Raw genomic sequence first — 25,260 nt, 5'->3', positions numbered from 1 at the left:
GATTCTCACCTTCACTTTTTCTTTGACTCTCCTTCCTTATTTTTCTAAAATAGTAGGTGTGTGAAGGGAGATGGATATGAAAAAAGGTTTGGTAATTGTGCTTTCTGCTTTGGTCTTGGCTTCGTGTGGTCGTCCTCAGAGGACGGTGTCGCCTAAGAGTTCGGATACCAAGCAGACCAGTACTTCGGAAAAGAAACAGTCTGGTATGGATTTAAAAGCCATCAAGGCTAAGGACTACTCGAGTATCAAGGGGACTTGGATCGATGGTCGTGGTAATGAGCTGGTCTTTGATGATAAGGGCTTGGTCAGCGAGGATGTTGAGCTTGATGCATCGAACTTTAAGCAGAAGGACCAGATCGCTGAGATGACGGTTAGTGCCAAGTCGGGTGTTGGAGGCTACGGTCTTTTGCTCCTTCCAAAGGGTCAGAAAGCGGGCAAAGACGATGCTTCGGATAAGTCCAAGGATCGGATCTGGGCTGGTCAGTCACCGGCTTATGGCGATGATGACAATTTCTACTATCGCAAGAAAGAGCAACCGAAAGATCGGGAGCAAGCTGATACAGATGATAGCAGTAGTACGTCTAAAACGAGTAAGGCCAAAAAGTGGAATACTCGATCGGATAGCGAGGTCAAGTCTTCGAAGAAGGCGGATCAGAATGATTATCCAGGCTACACCGCTGCTCAGGTCGAAGCTGCGCGTGTCTGGGCTTATGTGATCAAGTCTGTACCGACAGAATTGAGTATTAATGAGAAGAGTGCTGGTACGAAAATTTACTATGGTGGGCTAGGAGTTGATTATCCCAAAGACGTTCGTCAGTTGTTTACTCCTATTTCTGCAGAAGGCCATGTGACTTATGCATCCAACGGTGATGGGACGGTGACGATCTATCCTGTACCGAGCCATTGGCAACAGTCTGCAGATGAACTCAATAGTGAAGAGTTTATGACGCAATTTACCCAAGGGATCTTGGACCATGCTGAAACGGTGACATTGCCAGACGGGGATCCAGACATGATTCGTCAGATTCTTGCAGTACTGAAGTAAGAGAGATTATGGTAGAATAATATTAGATAATAATTTTTTAAACTATTAAAGATCTAATTAGTTATAAGGTTATGAAATTAAAGATTTGGAACATCTTTTACAGGAAGCTTATGCAATTTTGGTCAATTACAGGTCGTTTTCTACTTGTAAAAATAAAAGGAGAAAATCTATGAAAAAAACTATGTTTGCAACAATGACCATTCTCTCGCTATTTCTGTCATCGTGCGCGCAAAAAGAAGTGAAGAATGAAGACAAAAAAGAGCAGTCTACTGAACAGAATGTAAAAGATTCTACAAAGGAAAGTAAAGAATCAGTGGTCAAAGGAATGAATCAAGCCCCTACCTCATTGGTTGGAAATGAAAAACCTAATGTAGTATTTGCTTATATGCTTCAAAATCAAATCAATGGCGAAATTGAGATGGCGAAAGTGTATTATAATGAAGAGTATGTGATCCTTGTCTTCTCTGTATCAGAAAATATGCTATCTTTAGCAAATATAAATCCAAAAGATTATTGTAAGACGCTTTTTGATTTAAAAGAAGAAATAGTAAAGCAATACAATGCAACTCAAAACACACCAAGCAGTATAAAACTTAAAATATATGATAAAGATGAGAAGCTCTTGGCGACGGAGGAAAATGGAGCGTTGGTGATTAAGTAACTAAATTTAGTCAACCATTTGTCGCCATCTACGTTTTATATTTTTCTCACTAATCCACATTTATTGTTTTTTTAAGCTGATCCTGTTACAATGATACTACACGAAAAAGACTGGTATCCCAGCCTTTTTCATTTCACAATAGAAAGGTCTTTTATGAAACGCAAATCGATTTTGTTTCTCTATTTACTCTTGCTAGCGATCGGCCTAGCCTATGAGACCCAGTCGCTGACGGAAGGCTGGATGTCTGGTAGTCAGTACGGGATTGTGGGACTTTCTACCCTGATCCTTTTGGTCTATGCGCTTCCTGCTGTTTGGGCTCTCTTTCATTTTGCTAAGAAGTGGAAGTTGTCTTGGGTACCGGTTCTCTTTTCTTTATTAGGAGGGGGCTTTGTTGCCGGTTGGTTGTCTAGCTTTGCCAATACCTATTTCCATGACATGATTCAAGCGATCGCTCCAAATAGCGACTTTTGGAACCAGTACGAGAGTGCCATCGCTGCGCCGCTCTTTGAGGAACCCTTTAAGTTGATTCCAATCTTCTTTGTCCTCTATTTGTTCAGTGTCCGTCGCATCAAGTCGATCTTCCTCTTGGCGATTGCCTCTGGTCTTGGTTTCCAGATCGTCGAGGACTTTGCCTATATCCGTCAGGATCTGCCGGAAGGTTTCTCTTACACGGTGTCAGGGATTCTTGGTCGTGTGGCCAATGCGCCCATGTCTCACTGGGTCTACACAGGTCTTGTCATGCTGGGGCTCTTCCTAATTGTCCAAGCAAGCAGAGGACGCAAGGATCTAGGTCTAGCAGGTTGGGGATATTTAGTAGCAGGGTTTGGACTCCATTTTGTTGGCAATTCACCTTTCTCACAAATCGTGACCGAGTTGCCGATTGCGATTCCAATCTTGAATGCTACAGGGCTCTTCCTAATCTACCAAGCGTATCAGACCGTCGAGCGATTAGAACAAGCAAAATAAGAACAAAAAATGCGTATGTGTGGAAACATACGCATTTTTGTTATTTACCAAGACAGAACTGGCTGAAGAGTTGGGTAATGAGCTCATCTGGAGCAGCATCCCCTGTGATTTCTCCGAGGATTTCCCAGGTGCGGGTGAGATCGACTTGAAGCAGGTCTACCGGCATACCGAGGGCCAAGCCTTCGTTGACCGCTTGCAGGCTTTCAACAGCTTTCTCGATAAGTGAGATGTGACGAGCATTAGAAAGATACGTCGCATCTTGCTCAACCAGCCCAGCATTTTCGAAGAAGAGAGCATTGATCCTGTCTTCAATTTGATCGATGTTTTGGTTTTTCAGAACGGAAATCTTGATGTAATCTTCCGGCAGTTGGTCGATTTCGATCTTCTCTGGGAGATCGACCTTATTGAGGAGAATGATGCGGTTGCTGTCTTGAGAGATTTCAAGGAGTTGGCGATCTTGGTCGGTCAAGGGCTCGCTAGCATTGAGGACCAGAAGAACCAAATCAGCTTCCTTGAGGGCTTTTTTCGACCGTTCGACACCGATTTGCTCAACGATGTCTTCGGTTTCCCGGATTCCGGCCGTATCGACTAGTTTGAGGGGAACGCCGTTGATGTTGACGTATTCTTCGATAACATCACGGGTGGTTCCTTCGATATCGGTAACAATGGCTTTTTCTTCGCGAAGAAGATTATTGAGGAGGCTGGACTTGCCGACGTTTGGACGACCGATGATAGCAGTAGAGATCCCTTCACGCAAGATCTTACCACGACGGGCAGTCTTGAGGAGGTTGGTCAAGAGGGCTTCAAATTCACTGGTCTTTTCACGGATGATCTCAGTCGTTGCTTCTTCGACATCATCGTACTCAGGATAGTCGATATTGACTTCGACCTGGGCCAGGGTATTGAGGATCTCTTGGCGCGTGTTGTTAATGAGGTCAGACAGGGAACCATCTAGTTGCTTCACGGCGATGTTCATGGCCTTGTCGGTCTTAGCGCGGATAATGTCCATGACGGCTTCGGCTTGGGTCAAATCGACCCGACCGTTCAGAAAGGCCCGCTTGGTAAATTCACCAGGTTCAGCTAATCGAGCGCCTTCACGAATGACCAATTGCAGGATTTCATTGGTTACGGCAATCCCGCCGTGGGTGTTGATCTCGATGATGTCCTCACGGGTGAAGGTCTTCGGCGAGCGCATGGCTCCCACCATGACTTCGTCAAGAATCTCGTCCTTATCTGGATCCACGATATGACCGTAGTTGAGCGTGTGACTTGCGACCTTGCTTAAATCTTTCCCTTTGAAGATCTTTTGCGCGATGGCAAAGCTGTCTGTTCCACTCAAGCGGACGATCCCGATAGCCCCCTCACCGAGAGGAGTCGAGATGGCAGCAATGGTATCAAATTCTTTAGTAATCATGTCATTTCTCTTTTCCTGTAGATTCATCTCTATTCTATCGTAAAGTCAGCGGACGGGCAAGGTTTTAAAACTTTTGAAAAGTAAACTTTTATCTATTAAAAAATATTAAGAGAACTTAATTGAAGAAAAGTCATTAAAAAAACTTTCCTTATGTGAGTTCGGACGTCAGCGAACTTCTTCGAAGTTCCATGACTAATTATTGAGCCTAAGGTCTCAATAATTCCGTGTGCCTAGAACTTAATTGATCTAGGCACTTTACTCACTGCGGAAAGTTTCATAAATAACTTAAATAATTGATAAGAATAAATTGTTCTTATTTTATTTACTAATCATAGCAAGATTAAATAATAAATTTTCAGTTGTTGAATCATCAGAATGATCATTTGATTCCTGGTATTGCCCGAATTTTGATATTGTTTGCCATCCATCAGCTTTTAAATATGTACTTGTAGAATTGAAAACTTCATCAGCTAATGAATTAAATTTATCCTTTTTAAAATAAACTAATGAGGCGGCTATACTACCATCCCAAGCCCTAAAAACAACATCTTTATCTGGTTTTGAATCAGCATGGATAACATCGTAAATTGAATCATTAAAGTTTTGAATTGCATTTTCATCACTGATAGAGCTATTTAAATCAATGCTAACAATATAAATGTCATTTTCTGAATCATATTTAAAGTCAGTGAAATCTGTAGTGGAGATATAATCTTCAAATGATTTTGGTTCTGAGGAGTTTTTTGAACAAGCAAATAAAAATAATAGTGCAGAAAATATTGTAAGAATGTAAATAATCTTTTTCATAGTTCTCACCCGTTTATTAATAGTTATTAATTTAATTAAGTATAACAAATTTTAAAAAATATAACAATATAATATGTTCTATCGTAAAGTCAGCGGACGGGCAAGGTTTTGCTTTTAGAACTAAAAGCTGGAAAGGTTTTCAATTAATTAGTGAAATCTCTTACAGAATATGCTATACTGTAATAGAATATAAAAGGAGGTCTATGATGGTAAACCTAAAGGAACAGGTAGGAATTAAAGCGGCTGAGTTTGTCAAAGACGGCATGATTGTCGGTCTCGGTACAGGGTCAACTGCTTATTATTTTGTGGCTGAATTGGGTCGTCGCATCAAAGAAGAAGGCTTGCAGATCACAGCTGTCACAACGTCGAGTGTGACCTATGATCAGGCTGAAAGTTTAGGAATCCCGCTCAAGGCTATCGACGATGTCGAAGTGGTCGATGTGACAGTGGATGGCGCAGATGAAGTGGATCCTCAATTGAATGGGATCAAAGGTGGCGGTGGTGCTCTCCTCATGGAAAAGATCGTCGCAACCAATTCTAAAGACTGCATTTGGATCGTGGATGAATCCAAACAAGTTGCAACTCTTGGGGCTTTCAAACTTCCAGTGGAAGTAGTGCAATACGGGGCTGAAAATCTTTTCCGTCACTTTGAGCAAAAAGGCTACCATCCTGCTTTCCGTCTGGCGGATGATCAACGTTTTGTCACCGACCAAGGCAACTTTATCATTGACTTGGATCTCAAGGTGATCGAGGATGCAGAAGCTCTGGCCAATGAACTGGATCACACCGTAGGCGTCGTAGAGCACGGTTTATTCTTGAACATGATTTCAAAAGTGATTGTAGGGACACCAGATGGTCCTGTCATCATAGAAAAATAGAGAGTGGGACAGAAATCGGTAATTCGTTAGAATTCGATTTCGTCGTCCCACCTCCGCACAGTTGAGTAGGGCTGTAAAAGCTGATGAAATCAGCGTAGTAGAGCCCACTCAACCACTGCGTCTTGCTCGACAATCCAAAAACAATTGAGAGGCTAGGACTTTTGTCCCAGCCTCGGATCAAACAACGGCTCTCTTCTTATAGGGATATGGTATAATATAGCTAGTTTAATAAAGGAAAGAGGCAGTATATGTCAAAATTTAAACGCATGCACTTAGTTGTGCTGGATTCAGTTGGGATCGGTGCTGCACCAGATGCCAATAACTTTGTCAATGCCGGTGTACCTGACGGCGCATCTGACACACTTGGACACATCTCAAAAGCAGTTGGGTTGAATGTGCCAAACATGGCGAAAATCGGTCTTGGAAATATTCCGCGTGAACAAGCCTTGAAGACTGTTCCAGCTGAGAGCAATCCAACTGGTTACGCTACGAAGTTAGAAGAAGTCTCTCTTGGAAAAGATACCATGACAGGTCACTGGGAAATCATGGGGCTCAACATTACAGAACCGTTTGATACTTTCTGGAATGGATTCCCAGAAGAAATCTTGACAAAAATCGAAGAATTCTCAGGTCGTAAGGTCATCCGTGAAGCTAACAAACCTTATTCTGGTACAGCGGTCATCGATGACTTTGGACCACGTCAAATGGAAACTGGTGAGTTGATCATCTATACGTCAGCAGACCCTGTTCTTCAAATTGCGGCTCACGAAGACATCATTCCTTTGGATGAACTCTACCGTATCTGTGAATACGCTCGTTCTATTACTTTGGAACGTCCAGCTCTTCTAGGACGTATCATTGCCCGCCCTTATGTTGGGGAACCTGGAAACTTCACACGGACAGCCAACCGTCGTGACTTGGCTGTTTCACCATTTGCGCCAACTGTTTTGGACAAGTTGAACGAAGCAGGTATCGATACTTATGCAGTTGGTAAGATCAACGATATCTTCAACGGAGCTGGTATCAACCACGATATGGGCCACAACAAATCAAATAGCCACGGTATGGATACCTTGATTAAGACGATGGGGCTTCCTGAATTCCAAGAAGGGTTCTCATTTACCAACTTGGTAGACTTTGATGCTCTTTACGGTCACCGTCGGAATGCTCATGGCTACCGCGATTGCTTGCATGAATTTGACGAACGCTTGCCAGAAATCATTGCAGCTATGCGTGAAGATGACCTCTTGATGATCACTGCAGACCACGGAAATGACCCAACCTACGCTGGTACAGACCATACGCGTGAATACATCCCATTCTTGGCTTATAGCCCATCCTTCAAGGGCAATGGTGTGATTCCAGTCGGACATTTCTCTGATATCTCTGCAACAATTGCAGAGAACTTTGGTGTTGAAAAAGCCATGATCGGTGAAAGCTTCTTAGACAAATTGAACTAAGATGACACGCTTCGCTCTCCTCGTAAGAGGGATCAATGTTGGCGGGAAAAACAAGGTCATGATGGCAGAGCTTCGAGAGGAGCTTCAAATGATCGGGCTGGATGGGGTAGAGACCTACATCAATAGTGGCAATATCTTCTTTGAATCTGCTGGTTCTAAAGAAGAATTGGTAGATTTGCTGGGACATTTCTTTCGTGAACACTATCCCTTTATCCAGTCTTTTTCTCTCTTTTCAGCTGAGGACTATGCGCAAGATCTCGCTGCTCTACCAGCCTGGTGGCAGGAGGGTCTGGCCCGCAAGGATGTTCTCTTTTACACAGAAGGCCTTGATCAGGATGCTGTCTGGGAGCTGGTCTCCTCTTTTTCGCTCAGTGATGAAATCATCCATCGTGGAAGCCTTGGGATTTACTGGGGTAAATATTCAGAAGAGACCTATACAAAGACAGCTTACCACAGACAAGTCCTCAAGATGCCGGATTACCGTCTGTTGACCATTCGCAATGCCAATACATTTGACAAAATTGGCCAATTTTTAAGGAAATCATAAAGGAGATATGCAATGACATTATTAGCAAAAATCAATGAAACAGCTGCTTTTTTGAAAGGCAAAGGAATGGAAGCGCCTGAGTTTGGCTTGATCCTTGGATCAGGTCTTGGAGAACTGGCTGAAGAAATCGAAAATCCAGTCGTAGTAGACTACTCTGAAATTCCAAACTGGGGTCGTTCAACGGTTGTCGGCCATGCGGGTAAATTGGTCTACGGTGATCTTGCTGGACGTAAGGTTTTGGCCCTTCAAGGACGTTTCCACTTCTACGAAGGAAACCCATTGGAAGTTGTGACTTTCCCAGTTCGTGTCATGAAAGTTTTGGGCTGTGAAGGGGTTCTTGTTACAAATGCTGCTGGTGGTATCGGCTTTGGTCCTGGTACTTTGATGGCTATCACAGACCACATCAACATGACTGGTCAAAACCCATTGATCGGTGAAAACTTGGATGACTTTGGTCCACGTTTCCCTGATATGTCGAAAGCTTACACACCTGAATACCGTGAGACTGCTCATAAAGTGGCTGACAAATTGGGTATCAAGTTGGATGATGGGGTTTATATCGGTGTGACAGGTCCTACCTATGAAACTCCAGCTGAAATCCGTGCGTATAAGACACTTGGAGCAGATGCTGTCGGAATGTCAACCGTTCCTGAAGTCATCATTGCAGCGCATTCTGGCTTGAAGGTTCTTGGTATTTCATGTATTACCAACTTTGCGGCTGGTTTCCAAGAAGAGCTCAACCACGAAGAAGTAGTGGAAGTGACAGAGCGCGTCAAAGGCGACTTCAAAGGATTGCTGAAAGCGATTCTTGCTGAACTCTAATCCAATGAAAGTACGACTCCAAAGTCTGCCCTACGGACTGAGGTTGCTTCTAGCCACCTTATCATTAGGGATTGGGACGGGCCTGATCGGAATTGCCTGTCATTATCTACTAGAAGGGGTGCAAGAGCTGGCTTTTGGCCAAGCTAGTTCGGATTTGCTCCAGCAATTTCAAGAAGCTGGAGGTCTCCGTAGATTTCTGGTTTTGTGTGTGACTGGGTGCTTGGCAGCTGGCTTCTGGTATGTCCTGCAAAGGCGTTATCAGATCCTGTCTATTCGTCAGCAAATTGACTTAGCTGGAGACAGGGAACCAGCGCCCTTAGCCCACCTCCTTCATGCAGGGATGCAGGTGGCAATTGTTGGAGCAGGCGCATCGGTCGGAAAAGAAGGAGCCCCACGTGAGGTCGGGGCTCTTCTAGCTGGTCGCTTGGCGAAGGGATTCTCACTAGCTCTCAAAGAGCGAAAAGTCTTGATCGCCTGTGGAGCTGGAGCTGGTTTAGCTGCGGTCTATCAGGTTCCCTTTGCCAGTAGCTTGTTTGTCTTTGAGACCTTAGGGCTCGCCTTCAGTTGGCAGAACTATCTACTGGTTTTGACCAGTACTTATCTGGCCACCTGGGTCGCTCAGCCCATCGTTGGTCAGGGAGCCGTTTATCACCTGTCCGCAGTTTCATGGTCGGCTAGCGGCTTCTTACAGGCTATTGTGATTGCTTTCTTGGTCACTCCCTTGGCTCTGGTCTTTGCTTTCCTCGCCAAGCGAGCTAGTCACAAACGGCGGAAGGATATGACGATTCTTTGGGCTCTTCCTCTAGCCTTTCTAGTGCTGGGGAGCCTAGTAGCCTTTTTCCCCATCTTTATGGGAAATGGCCAGGTACTAGCGCAAGCCCTCTTGTCTAGCCAGTCGATTCCTTATCTTCCACTGGCTCTTGCAGTGAAGGGACTTCTGGTTTATCTCCTCTTGCGCAATGGTGCCTATGGGGGAACCTTGACACCATCCTTTGCCCTTGGGATTGGATCTGGCTATCTAGTGACCTTGCTTTTGACAGTTCTTGGGATTCATCTAGATCCAGCTATAGGGATGTTACTTGGAGCGACCGTCTTTTTAGGAACGACCTTAGATGCTCCTCTGACAGCTATTGCCCTGAGTCTTGGATTTACTGGCCAAGCTTGGAGTTTGACAATCCCGCTTGTACTTGTAGCTGGTCTATCTTATGTGATTCGAAAGAGATGGGAGAAGAAATGATGAAGGTACATTTTGTACTGCATGAAACTTTTGAAGTGCCGGGTGCTTATCTAAAATGGGCACAGGAGCGTGGCCATCAGGTGACCACGACCAAAGTCTATGAGAACGAAGCCCTACCAGAGACAGTGGATGAGATTGACTTTTTGATCGTCATGGGAGGACCTCAATCGCCAGATGAAGATCGAGAAGCTTTTCCATACTACGATCCTCAGGCAGAGATCGAGTTGATTCAAAAAGCCATGAAGGCAGATCGTTATATTGTTGGGGTCTGTCTTGGTGCCCAGCTCCTGTCTGTTGCTTATGGCGCAGAGTATGAACACAGCCCTGAGCGCGAGATTGGGGTTTATCCTGTGAACTTGACGCCTGAAGGACTCACAGATCTGCATGTCGGTGAGTTTGGAGCAACTCTTGAAACCGGTCACTGGCATGGTGATATGCCCGGATTGACAGAAGATGCTGTTGTTCTTGCGACCAGTCAAGGCTGTCCACGTCAGATTATTCGCTTTAGTCCGAAACACTATGCCTTCCAAGCCCACTTGGAATTTGATCCAGAAGCAGTTGATCTCTTGATTGCTGCTGACGGTGAAGATGTTTTGGAAGAACAAAGCCAAAACCTGACCTTTGTTCAAAAACCTGAAGCCATTCGTGTTTACGATTATCGAGAAATGAATGCCAAACTCTATGCGTTTTTGGATTCATTAACAAATTAAATATAAAAAGGAAAGGAAGAGCATGTGTTCTGATTTGAACACGAGCGGAAAGCTCTCCTAATTACTCAATAAAAAAAGAAAGGATGGGTTTACCGTATTCGCTGAACTGAATACGGGCGGAGAACTGTGTAAAAAAGATAAACTGTCTAGCATCTGCGATGCGTCGTCAGTTTCCTATTTTTACTTTGTTCTCTGTCGCCTGTCCTGTATATAAAAAATGAAAGGAAAGGGAGTTCGGGTTTGAAATTGAACCCGAGCTAGAGGCTATGTAAAAAAGATAAATCCTCCTAGATGCGATGCATCTTTGTCGGATTTCCTATTTTTACTTTGCCTTTTTAATGCCTATTCTAAAAAATAAAAAAGAAAGGTAGAGCATGTGTTCTAATTTGAACACGAGCGGAAAGCTCGGAAAATAGATAATCTGACTGAGAAATCAGGATTTCTCGTCAGATTCCTAATTTTCAGTCGCTTTCTGGTCGCTCTTTGTATCATAAACTATGTCTATCCATATTGCTGCTAAGCGGGGTGAAATTGCTGATAAAATTCTTCTTCCTGGGGATCCTCTTCGTGCGAAATTTATTGCTGAGAATTTCCTTGAAGACGCTGTTTGCTTCAACGAAGTCCGTAACATGTTTGGTTACACAGGTACTTATAAAGGTCACCGTGTTTCTGTTATGGGAACTGGAATGGGGATGCCATCTATCTCTATCTATGCGCGTGAGTTGATTGTCGACTACGGTGTGAAGAAATTGATCCGTGTGGGAACGGCTGGTTCTTTGAACGAGGATGTGCATGTTCGTGAATTGGTCTTGGCACAAGCTGCCGCAACCAACTCAAATATCATCCGCAACGACTGGCCTCAATACGATTTCCCACAAATCGCTAGCTTTGATCTTTTAGACAAGGCTTACCACATTGCCAAAGACCTTGGTATGACGACTCACGTCGGCAATGTTTTGTCATCAGATGTCTTCTATTCAAACTATGGTGAAAAGAACATCGAGCTTGGTAAATGGGGTGTGAAAGCTGTAGAAATGGAAGCAGCAGCCCTTTACTATCTTGCTGCTCAACACCATGTGGATGCCCTTGCTATCATGACGATTTCAGATAGTTTGGTCAATCCAGATGAGGACACAACCGCTGAAGAACGTCAAACTACTTTCACAGACATGATGAAAGTCGGTCTTGAGACCTTGATTGCAGACTAATGGCAAAATTCTTTCATGATGAATGGCTCTACGATCTCCAAAATTATCACTACAGCCGGGCTCTGCGCTCTATCAAACAGCAGGAAGAAGTACCGGATTTGTTGGTAAGCTTACTACAGTTAATGGCGGAGCGTCGAGAGCTTAATATCCAACCTGTCATGAATCAAAAGTTGAGAACCGAGTTGCTAGAAGCGACTGGTTTTCAGCTTTTTTGGCATGAAGATCCAGAAGATGAGCAGTTGGCCAATTATCTTTATGACTTAGAGGCGAAGTTGCGAAATGAGCAGATTATTGACTTTGTTCGTGCCGTCAGCCCAGCTATCTATCGGATCTTTATGCGATTGATTCAGTTGAAAATTCCTGATATTACAAACTATATTCATAACTCCAAAGAGTCCAGTTATGACCGTTGGAAGTTTGAGAGCCTGCATGCGTCCGACAATCCTATCCTGCAGCAATTCCACAGCGAAAGTGTGGTCAATTCGTCCAGTTTGACGGAGTTGATTGTGCAGTTGGATTTGCCAGATAGCGTCAAAGTTGCGGCCCAACAATTGCGGGAGTTAGAAAAATCAGTTCGCAACCCCCTGGCCCACTTGATCAAGCCCTTTGATGAGGAAGAGCTCCATCGGACGACGGGTTTCTCTTCTCAGGATTTTATGAAGAATTTGATTGACCTTGCAAGCTACACAGGCATCCATTATGATCAAGTTAACTTTTATTTTGATCAGGCCAATGCTGTGATGGAAGAGCTACTAAAGGAGAAGTAGATGGATAAGTTTGCTCAACTACAGGAGATGATTGATCAGAGTCAACGGATTGTGTTTTTCGGAGGGGCAGGAGTTTCCACGGAGTCAAATATTCCAGATTTTCGAAGCTCAGACGGTGTCTATAGTGTTCAGGTAGGGCGGCATTTGACAGCTGAGCAATTGGTCTCCCATACCATGTTTGAGCGCTATCCAGAGGACTTTTTCGACTTTTACAAGAAGTACTTGCTCTACCCAGATGCCAAGCCCAATGCAGCTCATCGGTATCTGGCCCGACTTGAAGAGACCGGTAAGCTCCAGGCAGTGGTGACACAAAATATTGATAGTCTCCATGAAATGGCTGGGTCAAAAAGGGTCTTGAAACTCCATGGCAGTGCTGATCGCAATTACTGTACGGGTTGCCAGCGATTTTATGATTTGGAGGCCTTCCTAGCTTTAGAAGGCCCAGTTCCCCACTGTCTGGACTGTGACAAGGTGGTCAAGCCTGATGTGACCCTCTACGAGGAGCCTCTCGATATGGACGTCTTTAGCCAAGCAGCCCAAGCCATCCAAGAGGCTGATATGCTGATTATCGGTGGAACCTCTCTCGTGGTCTACCCAGCAGCCAGCTTGATCCAGTATTTCCGAGGGAAGAAGCTGGTTGTCATCAATAAAACCAGTATCCCACAAGATAAGCAAGCAGACCTAGTTATCGAAGGAAAAATTGGCCAAGTATTTTCACAATTAAGACAATAAAAAATATCTGAGTGAACATGGATCACTCAGATATTTTTTATTTATCAAACTTCACTTCCTCAAGCAAGTACTCGATGAATTTTTCTCCCATTTTTGAGAGGGCTGTTTTTTCATGTTTGATGTAGACCAGCTCGATCGGGTCTTCGATATCAAGGGGAATGGAGACGATGTTATTTCCGTTGAGATTGCTGTTGAGGATCCCGGTCGCAATGGTGTAGCCATCTAGACCAATCAAGAGATTAAAGAGGGTCGCCCGGTCACTAACGACGATGGATTTCTTATGATGCTCTTGAGAGAGGATCTCTTCTGAGAAGTAGAAGGAATTGTGGGTTCCTTGGTCATAGCTAAGGTATGGGAAATCTTCCAGATCTGAAAGGTGAACGATCTCCTTCTTGGCAAGAGGATTGGTCTTGCTGACAAAGATATGAGGCTGGGCTGTAAAGAGGTGGGTAGCAACCAGGTGATTATCATCCAACATCTTAGAGAGGACATCTCGGTTGTAGCTATTCAAAAAGAGTACGCCAACTTCGCTTCGGAAATTCTTGACGTCATCGATGATCTCCCAAGTCCTCGTCTCCCGTAGGAAGAGCTCGTATTTTTCCATGTCGCTTTTCTTCAATAGAGAAACAAAGGCCTCAACCACGAAGGCGTAGTGCTGTGAAGAGACACTGAAAAGCTCACGAGAACCCACAGGATTTTTATAGCGCTCGGACAAGAGGTCAATCTGCTCCACCACCTGGCGGGCATAAGAGAGGAACTCCATTCCATCGCGGGTCAAAGTGATCCCTTTAGGATTCCGGATAAAGATTTCAATCCCCATCTCATTTTCCAAGTCCTTAACGGCATTAGAAAGGCTAGGTTGCGTGATGAAGAGTTGTTTTGCGGCCTCATTCATAGAGCCAGTTTCGACGATTTTGATAATGTATTGTAATTGTTGTATTCTCATGCTTTTATTTTAACATAAAAGAGCGCGTTTTTCCCGTAAAATGTGGTCTTTCAAGGACTGTATCAGAGAATAACGCAGGCTGAGGTAGGTAATAGGAAGTAGGCTAGATCAAATATTTAAAAATGGAAAATTGGGAACAAAATCTCCATCTGGGGACTGATTTTGATGGAAAAATACAGTTTTGCCTTGCTTAAGGTAGGATCCGATTGATAGAATGGTAAAAAATTGATTGAGGAGATCATATGAAAAAACTAGTGTCCTGGTATAAGAAAAAGGATAAGGAATTGGAATCCCATTTCACAGCCGGTCTGTTACAGATCAATTTTGTGACCAATGCTCTGATTCTATTGGCCTTTTACATCTATTTGGTCATTAGTCAGTCGATCTATGCTCTATCGGATCCATTTATCCAATTTAGTTTTTGGGAGATCATTGCCTTTACCATGAAGATCTTGCCCTACGGTCTAACCGTAGCACTCTTTGTTCCCAATATTTTTGTCATCATTTATGGGATAGGTCGGTGGTCTAGCCTCCAGTTCAAAGAAGCAGAGGAAGAAGCTCTCAAAGATCCAGAACTGTTTGAGGATAGAGGGCCAGTGAAGGGCGAAGAACTGATAGAAGAGGATACATTCACAATTGAAACATCAAGTCCTAAGCCTGTCAAAAAGAAAAAGCAACAGCCTACTATTGTTCTTTGGTTTGGTCTCTTTGGTTGCTTTCTCGAAGCGATTTTCATTTACATCGTCAAGGAGATGACCTTTTACGATTGGAGTGAGAGTTTGGTCAATTCTCAGAAGCATGCCCTGATCTGGTCTGGCGCCTATCCAACCTTCTTCACACTAGCAGCTCTTACTTTACTTGCCTTGATTATCTATTCCTACCGGGATGCGAACTCACTTTCGCCGTTAGCAAATATCTTCTGCATCAGTGGCATTCTAGGAGGAGTGGTTCTTCTCTTAGTTTTTGATAATCAACTGCAGGTAGCAAGTTTTCACACCTTTTTCTTACTGATCTATTCCATCCATCTCTTATGGGTTCGCATCAAGGAGTGGCAGGAAGATCGAACAGAGATAAGCTATGAGAATCGTCTGCTTCAATGGCTCCATCAGCTCTTAAACAAGTCGCGCAACTGGCCTTGGTTAGCGGTCCTTGTTGCCCTTCCAACCCTTGCTCTCGTCGTCCTTATTCTTATGCTCTTTGGGCAGCAGCCGGATTCCATGATCAAGGCCTGGACCAATACAGCTGACTGGGCCTTCTCACAGAAGATCCCTCCTCAGAATCTCATCATTGATGAGCACTATCTCTGTACAGTTGCGGCTGGTGGCCATGAAAATGTTGTCAAGCCCCAGCGGATGGGCGTCCGCCACGGACATCCAGTTGTTGTCAATCGCCAGCTTTGTATTGCCAATGCCTTTGAACAGGTACTAGAAGAAAAGACGCCACGATTCCATCGCTTCTTGCGTTGCAATTACGACCGCTATGGCTATCCCTTTGCCAAACATATCAAGCAGAAATGGGCCATGGACCTGATCTATTACCTAATGAAACCGTTGGAATGGCTCTTTTTACTGGTTCTTTATCTAGTCGATCGTAAGCCTGAAAACCGAATTGCTATGCAATACATTAAACCAATCCCAGAAGATTTTGATCCCAAGAAAGCTTCGTAAGCTAGCGATTTCTACTTGACAAGTGACAAGGAGCGCGATATAATGAGACAAATTTAACCTTTAAGAGGTCCAGAGAGGCCTGCAAGGAAAGACGGAATAAAGATCAGCGGACGGAGTCTAGCTGATCATTTGTGGGACCTTGCTTTTGCGAGGTCTTTTTTGCTGGAAGAAAGAAGAGGAAACCAATGGTCAGTGACAGTTGTAAAAAACGCTTTGGCAAAATCATGATGGAAGAGATGGAGCTGGTTGCTCAAGAGGAGATCGCTCCGCGCATCTATTCTATGATCTTGAAGGGGGAAATGGTGGAGCAGATGCTGCCAGGTCAATTCCTTCATATCCGCGTCCCTGATGGGTCCAAGCTCCTTCGTCGTCCGATTTCAATTTCTGAGATTGACCGTAAGACACAGACGTGTCGCTTGATCTACCGCATCGAAGGTGGGGGGACAGCTATCTTTTCCCAATTGCCAATCGGTAGCAAACTCAGTGTCATGGGGCCTCAGGGAAATGGTTTTGATCTCACCAATCTCGGCCAAGGTAAGAAAGCCTTGATCATCGGTGGCGGGATCGGTGTTCCTCCTTTGGTCCAGGTGGCCAAACAACTCCATGAGCAAGGGGTGGAAGTTGAAGTGGTTGTCGGCTTTGCGACCAAAGAAGCCGTCATTTTGGAAGAAGAGCTTTCTCAGCTTGCTCATGTCACTGTAACGACAGACGATGGGACTTATGGCACTAAGGGCTATGTCTCTACGGTCATTGATCAGATGGACAAGGAGTTTGATGCTATCTATTCTTGTGGAGCACCTGGCATGCTCAAATATGTCAATACCAAATTTCACGACCATCCCCGCGCCTACATTTCTATGGAATCGCGTATGGCTTGTGGGATGGGTGCTTGCTACGCCTGTGTAGTGCATCTGGAAAATGAAAGTCAGGCAGCCAATAAGCGCGTGTGTGAAGACGGTCCAGTCTTTGAAACTGGTACGATCGTGATGTAGGGAGGAAAGTATGACAAGTAATCGATTAGCTGTATCCTTACCAGGATTAGACTTGAAAAACCCCATTATTCCGGCATCTGGCTGTTTTGGCTTTGGTCAAGAATATGCCAAATACTATGACTTAGACCTGCTTGGATCCATCATGATCAAGGCGACAACTGCTGAAGCTCGTTTTGGCAATCCAACGCCACGTGTCGCTGAGACGCCTGCTGGCATGCTCAATGCCATTGGGCTCCAAAATCCAGGCGTAGAAGTGGTCCTGGCGGAAAAACTTCCTTGGTTGGCTCAACATTATCCAGACCTACCGATTATTGCCAATGTAGCCGGCTTCTCCAACGAAGAGTATGCGACGGTATCAGGCAAGATCTCGCAAGCGCCAAATGTCAAGGCCATTGAGCTCAATATCTCTTGTCCAAATGTAGACCATGGCAACAATGGCCTCTTAATCGGGCAGGTTCCTGAGTTGGCCTATGCGGCTGTGAAAGCAGCGGTAGAAGCGTCCTCAGTCCCTGTCTATGTCAAGTTAACGCCTAGTGTAGCAGACATCACGCAGGTCGCAAAAGCAGCAGAGGATGCAGGGGCGACTGGTTTGACCATGATCAATACCTTGGTCGGCATGCGCTTTGACCTCAAGACTGGTAAGCCCATCATTGCCAATGGAACCGGAGGCATGTCGGGTCCAGCTGTTTTCCCAGTTGCTTTGAAACTTATCCGCCAGGTTGCTCAATCCACTAAACTTCCGATTATCGGAATGGGAGGTGTCGATTCAGCCGAAGCAGCCATTGAAATGATGATTGCAGGGGCCTCTGCGATTGGAGTTGGAACCGCTAATTTCACTGATCCTTATGCATGTCCAACCATCATCGAAGATCTGCCACAAGTCATGGATCGCTATGGTATTGATACCCTTGAGAACTTCCGAAAACATGTACGGGAAAATCTACTGTAAATCCTTGACTTTTCCCAAATATCGTACTACAATAAATAAAAACCTTTAAAGCAGTCCAGAGAGGCTCCTAAGGTCTAGACGGTGAATCATGGTAGTTGTTCCTACCTAATTTTCGTGTAACCTTGCCTCGGGCAAGGTTTTTTTGTAGATAAAATGATCAATCAAAAAAGGAGTAATCCATGCGTGAAGAACGTCCTATTATCGCCCTTGACTTCCCAGCTTTCGAGGATGTCAAACACTTTTTAGAGCATTTTCCAGAAGACGAAAAATTATTTGTAAAAATCGGAATGGAATTTTTCTATGCAGTTGGTCCTGAAATTGTACATTACCTCAAAGGGCTTGGACACAGTATTTTCCTTGATTTAAAATTGCATGATATCCCAAATACAGTCAAATCAGCCATGTCCGTACTGGGGACTTTCGGAGTAGATATGGTGACAGTTCACGCAGCCGGTGGTGTAGAGATGATGCGCGAAGCCAAGGCAGCTCTTGGTGAAGGGGCTAAGTTGGTAGCCGTGACCCAGTTGACTTCTACCAGTGAAGAAGACATGCGTGATTGCCAAAACATCCAAACAACGGTCCAAGAATCTGTAGTTAATTACGCTCGCAAGGCCCAAGAAGCAGGCTTGGATGGCGTTGTTTGTTCAGCCCACGAAGTAGCCTTGATCAAGGATGCCACTTCATCAGACTTTGTCTGTGTCACACCAGGGATTCGTCCTGCTGGAGCTGAAATCGGTGACCAAAAACGGGTTATGACCCCACAAGAAGCCCATAAAATTGGCTCTGACTATATTGTCGTTGGACGCCCAATCATCCAAGCAGAAAACCCATGGGACGCTTACCATGAAATTAAGAGACAGTGGAATGCGTAAGAGCTACTAAAAGTGAAACTTTTGTAGCTCTACGGAAAGTCCTATGGGACCTTTCCTAACGCATTCACTAGATTTAGAGTATAAAAATAATCGTTTTATCCTCTAAATCGTCGGAATAATCGGAGCCCGATAGGGCCTTCTCTAAACTATTCACTAACTTAGTTGAAAGAAAATTATCGTTTCTTTCAACTAAGTGTCGGAACTTAAAAAGTCCATGGGATCTTCCCTAACGCGTTCACTAACCTGTAATGTTGTTGTTTAAATCAAAAAATGATTTAATTCGTATATGATTAAAATCGTAAAAAGGAGTCGTCATGTCATTAGCTAAAGATATTGCTAGCCATCTTTTGAAAATCGAAGCAGTTTATTTGAAACCAGAAGAACCTTTTACTTGGGCATCTGGGATCAAATCCCCTATTTATACAGATAACCGTGTAACCCTCGCTTATCCAGAAACTCGTACCTTGATCGAAAATGGATTTGTAGATAAAATCAAGGAAGCTTTCCCTGAAGTTGAAGTGATTGCAGGTACAGCAACTGCAGGGATTCCTCATGGTGCTATCATTGCGGACAAGATGAATTTGCCATTTGCCTACATTCGTAGCAAACCAAAAGACCACGGTGCTGGAAATCAAATTGAAGGCCGTGTACCACAAGGTCAAAAGATGGTCGTAGTGGAAGATTTGATTTCTACTGGTGGATCTGTCTTGGATGCTGTCGCAGCTGCCAAGCGTGAAGGGGCGGACGTTCTTGGTGTGGTTGCCATCTTCACCTACCAATTGGAGAAAGCCGATAAGAAATTTGCGGAAGCTGGCGTTCAACTTGAAACCTTGTCTAACTACACAGAATTGATTCATTTAGCAGAAGAACAAGGTTACATCACTTCTGAAGGTTTAGAGTTGTTACACCGTTTTAAGGAAAACCAAGAAACTTGGCAAGATAAATAATAGGACGGAAGCGTTTCTAACGCTTCTTTTTTATACTCTTTTCACTAGTTGGTGGTTAACTTGATTCTCAAAGTAAAATCCGGTATGATAGTAGTAATTGTTTTTATGGATGAAGGAAAAACTATTTTTAAGGGAGAATAAGATGTCAAAAGAACATTATTTGCAAATGAAGAAACAGGCTCAGGTCTGGTTTTCTGTTAATATCGTCATCAGTTTGATCGCTATTGCAGGAGGAATTTTAGTGGTCATTAGTAAATCACGTCATATTCCATTTTTATTGATGGCCTTGGGGGCACTGACTTTAATGAACCAAGTCTTGGTTACCCCCGCTTTCAACGCAAAAAAAGAAGCTGAGGAAGAACATCCAGAATGGAAGAGCTTGTCTACTAAAGATACTAAACTTCCTGTGGAGAATCTGCAGAAAGGGGTTTTGGTATCAGCTACGGCTCTTCTGATTGTCATTATTGGCTTCTTCATGTTCTATCGTCCTCTTCCGACAACAGACGCAGGAACTGAAGTGATCAAAACCTATCGCGAGATCCAGTCTGTGCCAGAAAATTCAACAGAAAAAGGATCTAGCACAGCCTCTAATTTAACTCCGAAAGATGTTCAAACCTTACAAGAATTGAAGGAAGAAATCGAATCCAATGCTCCATCAGATTCAAATTCACTAGATATAAACAAAGCAAAAGATCTTGCAGAAAAAGCGCAGCAACAGAATTGGTTGAAAAGGGGAGAGTAAGATTACTTTTCAAGTGGTTTGAAATCAACTAGTTTTTGTGAAAGGGTAAAAAACAAATGACAGTAACAAAATTCTGGCTTAGTTTGGGCATTCTGACCCTTGTTTTCTTGATCATTCTGCTTATCTTTTACACCTTGTATCGTCGTGAAATTAAAGTGAAAACAGAATCAACCGCAAAAATTATAGGAGAAGTAGTTGCTTTTGATTCCAAAAATCAACTGCTTATTTCTCTGCCTGTGGTGGAGTATCAGGTCGGGGGCGAAAGATACCAAAAGACCTTCACCTATGCTTATTTTAGGGAGACTTCTTCCAAATTTAGGCAGGCCAATGTTTTCGATAGAACCTATGTTCTTGGAGCCGGCAAAAATCTGGATTTGCGGATGATATTCCCAATCGGGTCTCCCATGACAGTCTTTTATAATCCAGTCGACCCACAGATCGGTTTTGTCGAACGATATGCCGGCTTAGTCGGTTTCTATAAAATCGGAATGATTCTAACGGTTGGAATTTATCTTGTATTATTATGTATTTTAATCCTAGTATTTTAGGTCTGTTAGTTAAGGTTAAGAGTTAAAAAATACTTCGATAAAATGAGTATGTTTATAAATTACATTTCAGAACAGTTTTTCTTTGCACTTTACAGTTGATAGTCAGTCCAAAACAGCAGAAATGCTGTTTTTTTGATATAATGGACCTATGTTATCGAAAAGTAAACGTATTCTATTTTGGATGCTTCATGTTGTCATGTTGCTAGTGATGGTCCACTGGTTCTTGATCAGTGTGACCTATCTGAGAGAGATTTCATGGCTAGCCATTTTAGGTGCTGGATTGCTATTTCTGCTAGCCTGGCTGAAACGCGATGGGCTAAAGAGTGCCTTTGCTTGGTTGACTCGGCATAAAAAAGGCTTCTTACTTGGAGCGGTTGTCTTTCAGTTGATTGTTATGGTTTGTGCGGAGCTCTTTATCCGTCGGGATGCTGCGGTTGTTTTCAAAGGGGCTTTTGATCTTCTTAAGCAATCTTCTATCACCAACTACCTCAGTCGCAATCCCAATAACATTCCGCTCTTTCTTTACGAGAAGTTTTTCTATGTTTTATTTGGCTCTAGCGGTCTGTGGGTCATGCAGGCTCTCAATATCCTCTATGTCAATCTGGGTGCAGTCCTCTTGTACAAGCTGTCCCAGAAGCATTTCAATCAAAAAACGGCTGATCTAGTCTATCTCTTCTATGTGAGCTTGATCTGTTACTCGCCTTATTTCTATTCCATGTATACGGACATTCCGCCGCTTCCTTTGATCGCTCTTCAGTTATGGTGGGCCTTGGATCTCTTGAAGGAAGACCAAGCAAGCATCTCTTGGAAAAAGATAGTTGGCTTGGGCATCTTATCTGGCCTATCCATGTTGATTCGTCCAACGACAATTATTGTCTTGATTGCCTTTTGGACTGTGCTTTTCTTTAGAGGAAATTGGAAGGCCTTTGGAAAGATTGCTACGGTGACCGTGGTGATGACGGGCTTTGTCTTTGCAGGATTGAATACGGCGGTCAATCATCAAAGAGTTGTACCGATCTTGAAACAAGAAGGGCTGGCTAAAGGACCTCTCTTGTTTATCAATCTGGGCTTGACGGATATGGGCCACAATCAAGAAGATATGAAAGAAGGCTTGTTGGCCTATATCGATGAGGATAAGCGCTCGGATTACAACAATGGACTCTTTAAAAAAGAAAATGTGATCAAAGAAATCAAGCGCCGTCTCAAGGAGTACGGTCCGTTCGGTTTGATCGGGCATATCTACTACAAGCAATCCTTGACGGTAGCAGAAGGAACCCTGGGCTGGCTCTACCGAGATGTAGAGTATGAGAAGACGCCTTTTATCAATCCTCTCTATGCACCCCTGACTAAAAATAATGGTCTGGCAAAATGGGTGCGGACCTATTTTCTCAGCATTGATCGCCCGCAGTACAGGTATTATGAATTTGTCAAGCAGCTGATCTGGATCGTCCTATCAGCTGGTTTGGTTGGAGCTTATCTCAAACGCCGAGATACAGATGACTTTAACTTCCTTTCCTTAGCGGTTTTTGGTGGCTTGCTCTTCTTAACCATCTTTGAAGGAGGGAAGACCCGCTACCTCATCCAATTCTTACCGCAAATTTTATTAATCGCTTCGATCGGTCTAGCAGGATTTACCAAGAAAGAAAATACATAAAACACCTGCTTGTTTGACAGGCAGAAAAAGAGAGTGGGACAGAAATCGGTAATTCGTTAGAATTCGATTTCGTCGTCCCACCTCCGCACAGTTGAGTAGGGCTGTAAAAGCTGATGGGATCAGCGTAGTAGAGCCCACTCAACCACTGCGTCTTGCTCGACAATTCAAAAATAATTGAGAGGCTAGGACTTTTGTCCAGCCTCTTTTTTATCCAGTGGATCTGCACCAAATGTGGTATAATGAAAGGTAAGAATTTATTGGATAGCGGAGAGTTTCCATGCAGCATTCACCCTGGCATGAAGCCATCAAATCCCATCTTCCAGAAGGGTATTTTCACCAGATCAATGACTTTATGAATGAAGTCTATAGCAAAGGAGTGGTTTATCCACCGCGTGACAAGGTCTTTAAGGCCTTGCAGACGACAGAGATGGATCAGGTCAAGGTCTTGATCTTAGGCCAAGATCCTTACCATGGACCGGATCAAGCGCAGGGCTTAAGTTTCTCTGTTCCAGATCATGTACCAGCGCCGCCTTCTTTGCAAAATATTCTCAAAGAATTGCGCTCAGATATTGGAGAGAAGCGGTCGCATGATCTGACCTCTTGGGCGGAGCAAGGGGTGCTCTTGCTCAATGCCTGTTTGACGGTTCCAGCTGGTCAGGCTAATGGTCATGCAGGACAAATTTGGGAGCCTTTCACAGATGCTGTGATCAAGGTGGTCAATGAGTTGGAGGAGCCAGTTGTCTTTATCCTCTGGGGATCTTATGCCCGTAAGAAAAAGCCGCTGATTACCCACGATCGACATTTGGCCCTTGAATCAGCTCACCCAAGTCCTTTATCGGCCTACCGAGGATTCTTTGGTTCCCAACCCTTTTCAAAAACCAATCAATTTTTGAAAGAGGCGGGACGCGAGCCGATTGATTGGTTAAGATAGGAGAAAGAAATGCCACAATTAGCAACGATTTGTTACATTGACAATGGGAAAGAATTTCTCATGTTGCATCGCAATAAAAAGCCCAATGATGTCCATGAAGGTAAATGGATCGGAGTTGGTGGAAAATTAGAACGCGGAGAAACCCCACAGGAGTGTGCTGCGCGTGAGATTTTTGAGGAGACCGGCCTGAAAGCAAAGCCAGTCTTGAAAGGGATCATTACTTTCCCTGAGTTTACTCCAGATCTGGATTGGTACACCTATGTCTTCAAGGTAACTGAGTTTGAAGGGGATCTCATCGAGTGTAACGAAGGAACCTTGGAGTGGGTACCTTATGATCAAGTCCTATCAAAACCAACCTGGGAAGGGGACCACACCTTTGTCGAGTGGTTGTTGGAGGATAAACCCTTCTTTTCAGCAATGTTTCGCTATGACGGCGACCGCTTGTTAGAGTCGCATGTTGATTTTTATGAATAAAGGAGAATACAATGGTTGTCATTAAAAATGGTCGCGTAATGGATCCCAAGACTGGCTTGGATCAAGTCTGTGATCTTCGCATTGAAGGAAAGAAAATTGTAGAGATCGCTGAGAACCTCCCAACGGATGGGCAAGAAGTCCTTGATGCTACTGGTCTGGTTGTGGCACCTGGTTTGATCGATGTACACGTGCATTTCCGCGAACCCGGTCAAACTCATAAAGAAGACATCCATACGGGTGCCTTAGCCGCAGCTGCTGGTGGTTTTACTCGAGTGGTCATGATGGCCAATACCAATCCGACCATTTCAGATATTGCAACTTTAGAGGAAGTCTTAGCTTCTGCAGCCAAGGAAAATCTTCACATTCATACGGTTGCGACGGTGACTAAGAACTTTGACGGTCAACACCTGACAGATTTTGAAGGCCTCCTTAAGGCAGGTGCAGTGGGATTTTCAGATGATGGGATTCCTCTTCAAAGCACCAAGGTTGTCCGTGAAGCTTTGGAAGAAGCTAAGCGTCTAGGAACCTTTATTAGTCTGCATGAAGAAGACCCTAAGTTGAATGGCATTCTTGGTTTGAATGAGAACATTGCTAAGGAACACTTCCATGTCTGTGGTGCGACAGGTGTAGCCGAATATTCAATGGCTGCGCGTGATGCCATGATTGCCCATGCGACAGGTGCTCACCTCCATATCCAACACCTTTCCAAGGAAGAAAGCGTCAAAGTGGTGGAATTTGCCCAAGGATTAGGAGCTCATGTAACGGCAGAAGTGGCACCTCAACACTTTTCGAAAACAGAAAGTCTGCTCTTGACTAAGGGAAGCAATGCTAAGATGAATCCACCTCTTCGCTTGGAATCTGACCGTCTAGCAGTGATTGAAGGCTTGAAGTCAGGCGTTATCTCCGTGATTGCGACTGACCACGCGCCTCACCATGCGGATGAGAAGAATGTTCCTGATATTACCAAAGCACCATCTGGAATGACTGGGCTTGAAACTTCGCTTTCTCTTGGTTTGACCTACTTGGTGCATGCTGGCCATTTAAGCTTGATGCAGTTGCTTGAAAAGATGTCCTATAATCCAGCACGTCTCTATGATTTTGATGCTGGCTATATCGCAGTGGATGGACCGGCAGATTTAACCATCTTTGATCCAGAAGCAGATCGTCTGGTATCGGATCATTTCGCTTCAAAAGCAGGCAATTCACCATTTGTAGGTGAAACATTAAAAGGGAAAGTTGCTTATACTATCTGTGATGGACAAGTGATTTTTCAAGGATAAGCGA

Annotated in this window: 26 protein-coding genes; 23 read left to right on the top strand and 3 right to left on the bottom strand. The window is 44.1% G+C overall.

The window, feature by feature from the left end:
* Window positions 1-76: 76 nt before the first annotated feature.
* The 3 genes from ABVF55_RS06665 to ABVF55_RS06655 all read left to right on the top strand — a co-directional run bounded on the left by ABVF55_RS06665 (window position 77) and on the right by ABVF55_RS06655 (window position 2,672).
* Entirely contained in the window at window positions 77-1,045 is a 969-nt protein-coding gene (locus tag ABVF55_RS06665; protein WP_272106604.1) for a DUF6287 domain-containing protein, read from the top strand.
* 169 nt (window positions 1,046-1,214) lie between these two features.
* The gene (locus tag ABVF55_RS06660) at window positions 1,215-1,706 is read left to right on the top strand and encodes a hypothetical protein (RefSeq protein WP_251458260.1); all 492 of its coding nucleotides are present in this window, start codon (window positions 1,215-1,217) and stop codon (window positions 1,704-1,706) included.
* 153 nt (window positions 1,707-1,859) lie between these two features.
* Window positions 1,860-2,672 (top strand): PrsW family glutamic-type intramembrane protease, encoded by an 813-nt coding sequence (locus ABVF55_RS06655; RefSeq protein ID WP_195327117.1) that lies wholly within the window; start codon window positions 1,860-1,862, stop codon window positions 2,670-2,672.
* 40 nt (window positions 2,673-2,712) lie between these two features.
* On the opposite strand, the gene mnmE is transcribed toward ABVF55_RS06655, so the two are convergent.
* The gene (gene mnmE, locus ABVF55_RS06650) at window positions 2,713-4,086 is read right to left on the bottom strand and encodes a tRNA uridine-5-carboxymethylaminomethyl(34) synthesis GTPase MnmE (RefSeq protein ID WP_045759367.1); all 1,374 of its coding nucleotides are present in this window, start codon (window positions 4,084-4,086) and stop codon (window positions 2,713-2,715) included.
* A 318-nt stretch (window positions 4,087-4,404) separates the two neighbouring features.
* Window positions 4,405-4,893 (bottom strand): sporulation protein, encoded by a 489-nt coding sequence (locus ABVF55_RS06645; protein WP_251458237.1) that lies wholly within the window; start codon window positions 4,891-4,893, stop codon window positions 4,405-4,407.
* Between the two features lie 206 nt (window positions 4,894-5,099).
* Between ABVF55_RS06645 and rpiA the strand changes: the two genes are divergently transcribed.
* The 9 genes from rpiA to ABVF55_RS06600 all read left to right on the top strand — a co-directional run bounded on the left by rpiA (window position 5,100) and on the right by ABVF55_RS06600 (window position 13,254).
* The gene (gene rpiA, locus ABVF55_RS06640) at window positions 5,100-5,771 is read left to right on the top strand and encodes a ribose-5-phosphate isomerase RpiA (RefSeq protein ID WP_070594529.1); all 672 of its coding nucleotides are present in this window, start codon (window positions 5,100-5,102) and stop codon (window positions 5,769-5,771) included.
* 248 nt (window positions 5,772-6,019) lie between these two features.
* Window positions 6,020-7,231 (top strand): phosphopentomutase, encoded by a 1,212-nt coding sequence (locus tag ABVF55_RS06635; protein WP_368402605.1) that lies wholly within the window; start codon window positions 6,020-6,022, stop codon window positions 7,229-7,231.
* A 1-nt stretch (window position 7,232) separates the two neighbouring features.
* Entirely contained in the window at window positions 7,233-7,778 is a 546-nt protein-coding gene (locus ABVF55_RS06630) for a DUF1697 domain-containing protein (RefSeq protein WP_155169132.1), read from the top strand.
* A gap of 12 nt (window positions 7,779-7,790) precedes the next feature.
* A complete protein-coding gene (locus ABVF55_RS06625) occupies window positions 7,791-8,600 on the top strand; it encodes a purine-nucleoside phosphorylase (protein WP_049487977.1) in 810 nt (269 codons plus the stop codon).
* Between the two features lie 4 nt (window positions 8,601-8,604).
* On the top strand, window positions 8,605-9,837 hold the full coding sequence (locus tag ABVF55_RS06620) for a chloride channel protein (protein WP_445285083.1): 1,233 nt from the start codon (window positions 8,605-8,607) through the stop codon (window positions 9,835-9,837).
* Window positions 9,834-10,547, top strand: a complete 714-nt coding sequence (locus ABVF55_RS06615; RefSeq protein WP_445285082.1) for a type 1 glutamine amidotransferase — start codon at window positions 9,834-9,836, stop codon at window positions 10,545-10,547. The genes ABVF55_RS06620 and ABVF55_RS06615 overlap by 4 nt, the downstream gene beginning before the upstream one ends.
* A 497-nt stretch (window positions 10,548-11,044) precedes the next feature.
* Window positions 11,045-11,755: a purine-nucleoside phosphorylase gene (gene deoD, locus ABVF55_RS06610; protein WP_445285081.1), complete on the top strand. Its 711-nt coding sequence runs from the start codon at window positions 11,045-11,047 to the stop codon at window positions 11,753-11,755.
* A complete protein-coding gene (locus ABVF55_RS06605) occupies window positions 11,755-12,522 on the top strand; it encodes a hypothetical protein (RefSeq protein ID WP_445285080.1) in 768 nt (255 codons plus the stop codon). Before deoD ends, ABVF55_RS06605 begins: the two co-directional genes overlap by 1 nt.
* The gene (locus tag ABVF55_RS06600; protein WP_445285079.1) at window positions 12,523-13,254 is read left to right on the top strand and encodes an NAD-dependent protein deacylase; all 732 of its coding nucleotides are present in this window, start codon (window positions 12,523-12,525) and stop codon (window positions 13,252-13,254) included.
* Window positions 13,255-13,291: 37 nt separating this feature from the next.
* On the opposite strand, the gene ABVF55_RS06595 is transcribed toward ABVF55_RS06600, so the two are convergent.
* Window positions 13,292-14,200, bottom strand: a complete 909-nt coding sequence (locus ABVF55_RS06595) for a LysR family transcriptional regulator (protein ID WP_013903495.1) — start codon at window positions 14,198-14,200, stop codon at window positions 13,292-13,294.
* 242 nt (window positions 14,201-14,442) lie between these two features.
* Here ABVF55_RS06595 and ABVF55_RS06590 point away from each other — a divergent pair, with 242 nt between their 5' ends.
* The 11 genes from ABVF55_RS06590 (at window position 14,443) to ABVF55_RS06540 (ending at window position 25,256) form a co-directional block, all read left to right on the top strand.
* Complete coding sequence (locus ABVF55_RS06590) at window positions 14,443-15,867, top strand: DUF6688 domain-containing protein (RefSeq protein ID WP_445285078.1); 1,425 nt, start codon at window positions 14,443-14,445, stop codon at window positions 15,865-15,867.
* Window positions 15,868-16,052: 185 nt separating this feature from the next.
* Window positions 16,053-16,859 carry a dihydroorotate dehydrogenase electron transfer subunit gene (locus ABVF55_RS06585; protein ID WP_445285077.1) on the top strand — a complete coding sequence of 269 codons (807 nt, stop codon included), beginning with the start codon at window positions 16,053-16,055 and terminating at the stop codon, window positions 16,857-16,859.
* Between the two features lie 10 nt (window positions 16,860-16,869).
* On the top strand, window positions 16,870-17,808 hold the full coding sequence (locus ABVF55_RS06580) for a dihydroorotate dehydrogenase (protein WP_445285076.1): 939 nt from the start codon (window positions 16,870-16,872) through the stop codon (window positions 17,806-17,808).
* Between the two features lie 179 nt (window positions 17,809-17,987).
* Entirely contained in the window at window positions 17,988-18,680 is a 693-nt protein-coding gene (pyrF, locus tag ABVF55_RS06575; protein ID WP_003003278.1) for an orotidine-5'-phosphate decarboxylase, read from the top strand.
* A 314-nt stretch (window positions 18,681-18,994) separates the two neighbouring features.
* Complete coding sequence (pyrE, locus tag ABVF55_RS06570) at window positions 18,995-19,627, top strand: orotate phosphoribosyltransferase (RefSeq protein ID WP_023917983.1); 633 nt, start codon at window positions 18,995-18,997, stop codon at window positions 19,625-19,627.
* Between the two features lie 142 nt (window positions 19,628-19,769).
* Window positions 19,770-20,369: a hypothetical protein gene (locus ABVF55_RS06565; protein ID WP_445285075.1), complete on the top strand. Its 600-nt coding sequence runs from the start codon at window positions 19,770-19,772 to the stop codon at window positions 20,367-20,369.
* A gap of 56 nt (window positions 20,370-20,425) precedes the next feature.
* Window positions 20,426-20,917: a DUF3592 domain-containing protein gene (locus ABVF55_RS06560; protein WP_445285074.1), complete on the top strand. Its 492-nt coding sequence runs from the start codon at window positions 20,426-20,428 to the stop codon at window positions 20,915-20,917.
* A gap of 148 nt (window positions 20,918-21,065) precedes the next feature.
* The gene (locus tag ABVF55_RS06555; protein WP_445285073.1) at window positions 21,066-22,571 is read left to right on the top strand and encodes a glycosyltransferase family 39 protein; all 1,506 of its coding nucleotides are present in this window, start codon (window positions 21,066-21,068) and stop codon (window positions 22,569-22,571) included.
* A 277-nt stretch (window positions 22,572-22,848) separates the two neighbouring features.
* The gene (locus ABVF55_RS06550; RefSeq protein ID WP_445285072.1) at window positions 22,849-23,502 is read left to right on the top strand and encodes a uracil-DNA glycosylase; all 654 of its coding nucleotides are present in this window, start codon (window positions 22,849-22,851) and stop codon (window positions 23,500-23,502) included.
* Window positions 23,503-23,511: 9 nt separating this feature from the next.
* Window positions 23,512-23,976 (top strand): NUDIX hydrolase, encoded by a 465-nt coding sequence (locus ABVF55_RS06545; RefSeq protein ID WP_445285071.1) that lies wholly within the window; start codon window positions 23,512-23,514, stop codon window positions 23,974-23,976.
* A gap of 11 nt (window positions 23,977-23,987) precedes the next feature.
* Window positions 23,988-25,256, top strand: a complete 1,269-nt coding sequence (locus tag ABVF55_RS06540; RefSeq protein WP_445285070.1) for a dihydroorotase — start codon at window positions 23,988-23,990, stop codon at window positions 25,254-25,256.
* Window positions 25,257-25,260 lie beyond the last annotated feature (4 nt).

This window comes from Streptococcus sp. KHUD_012 (assembly GCF_052588255.1).
Note: the sequence above shows the minus strand (reverse complement) of the source record. Positions and strands in the feature narration are given on the sequence as shown.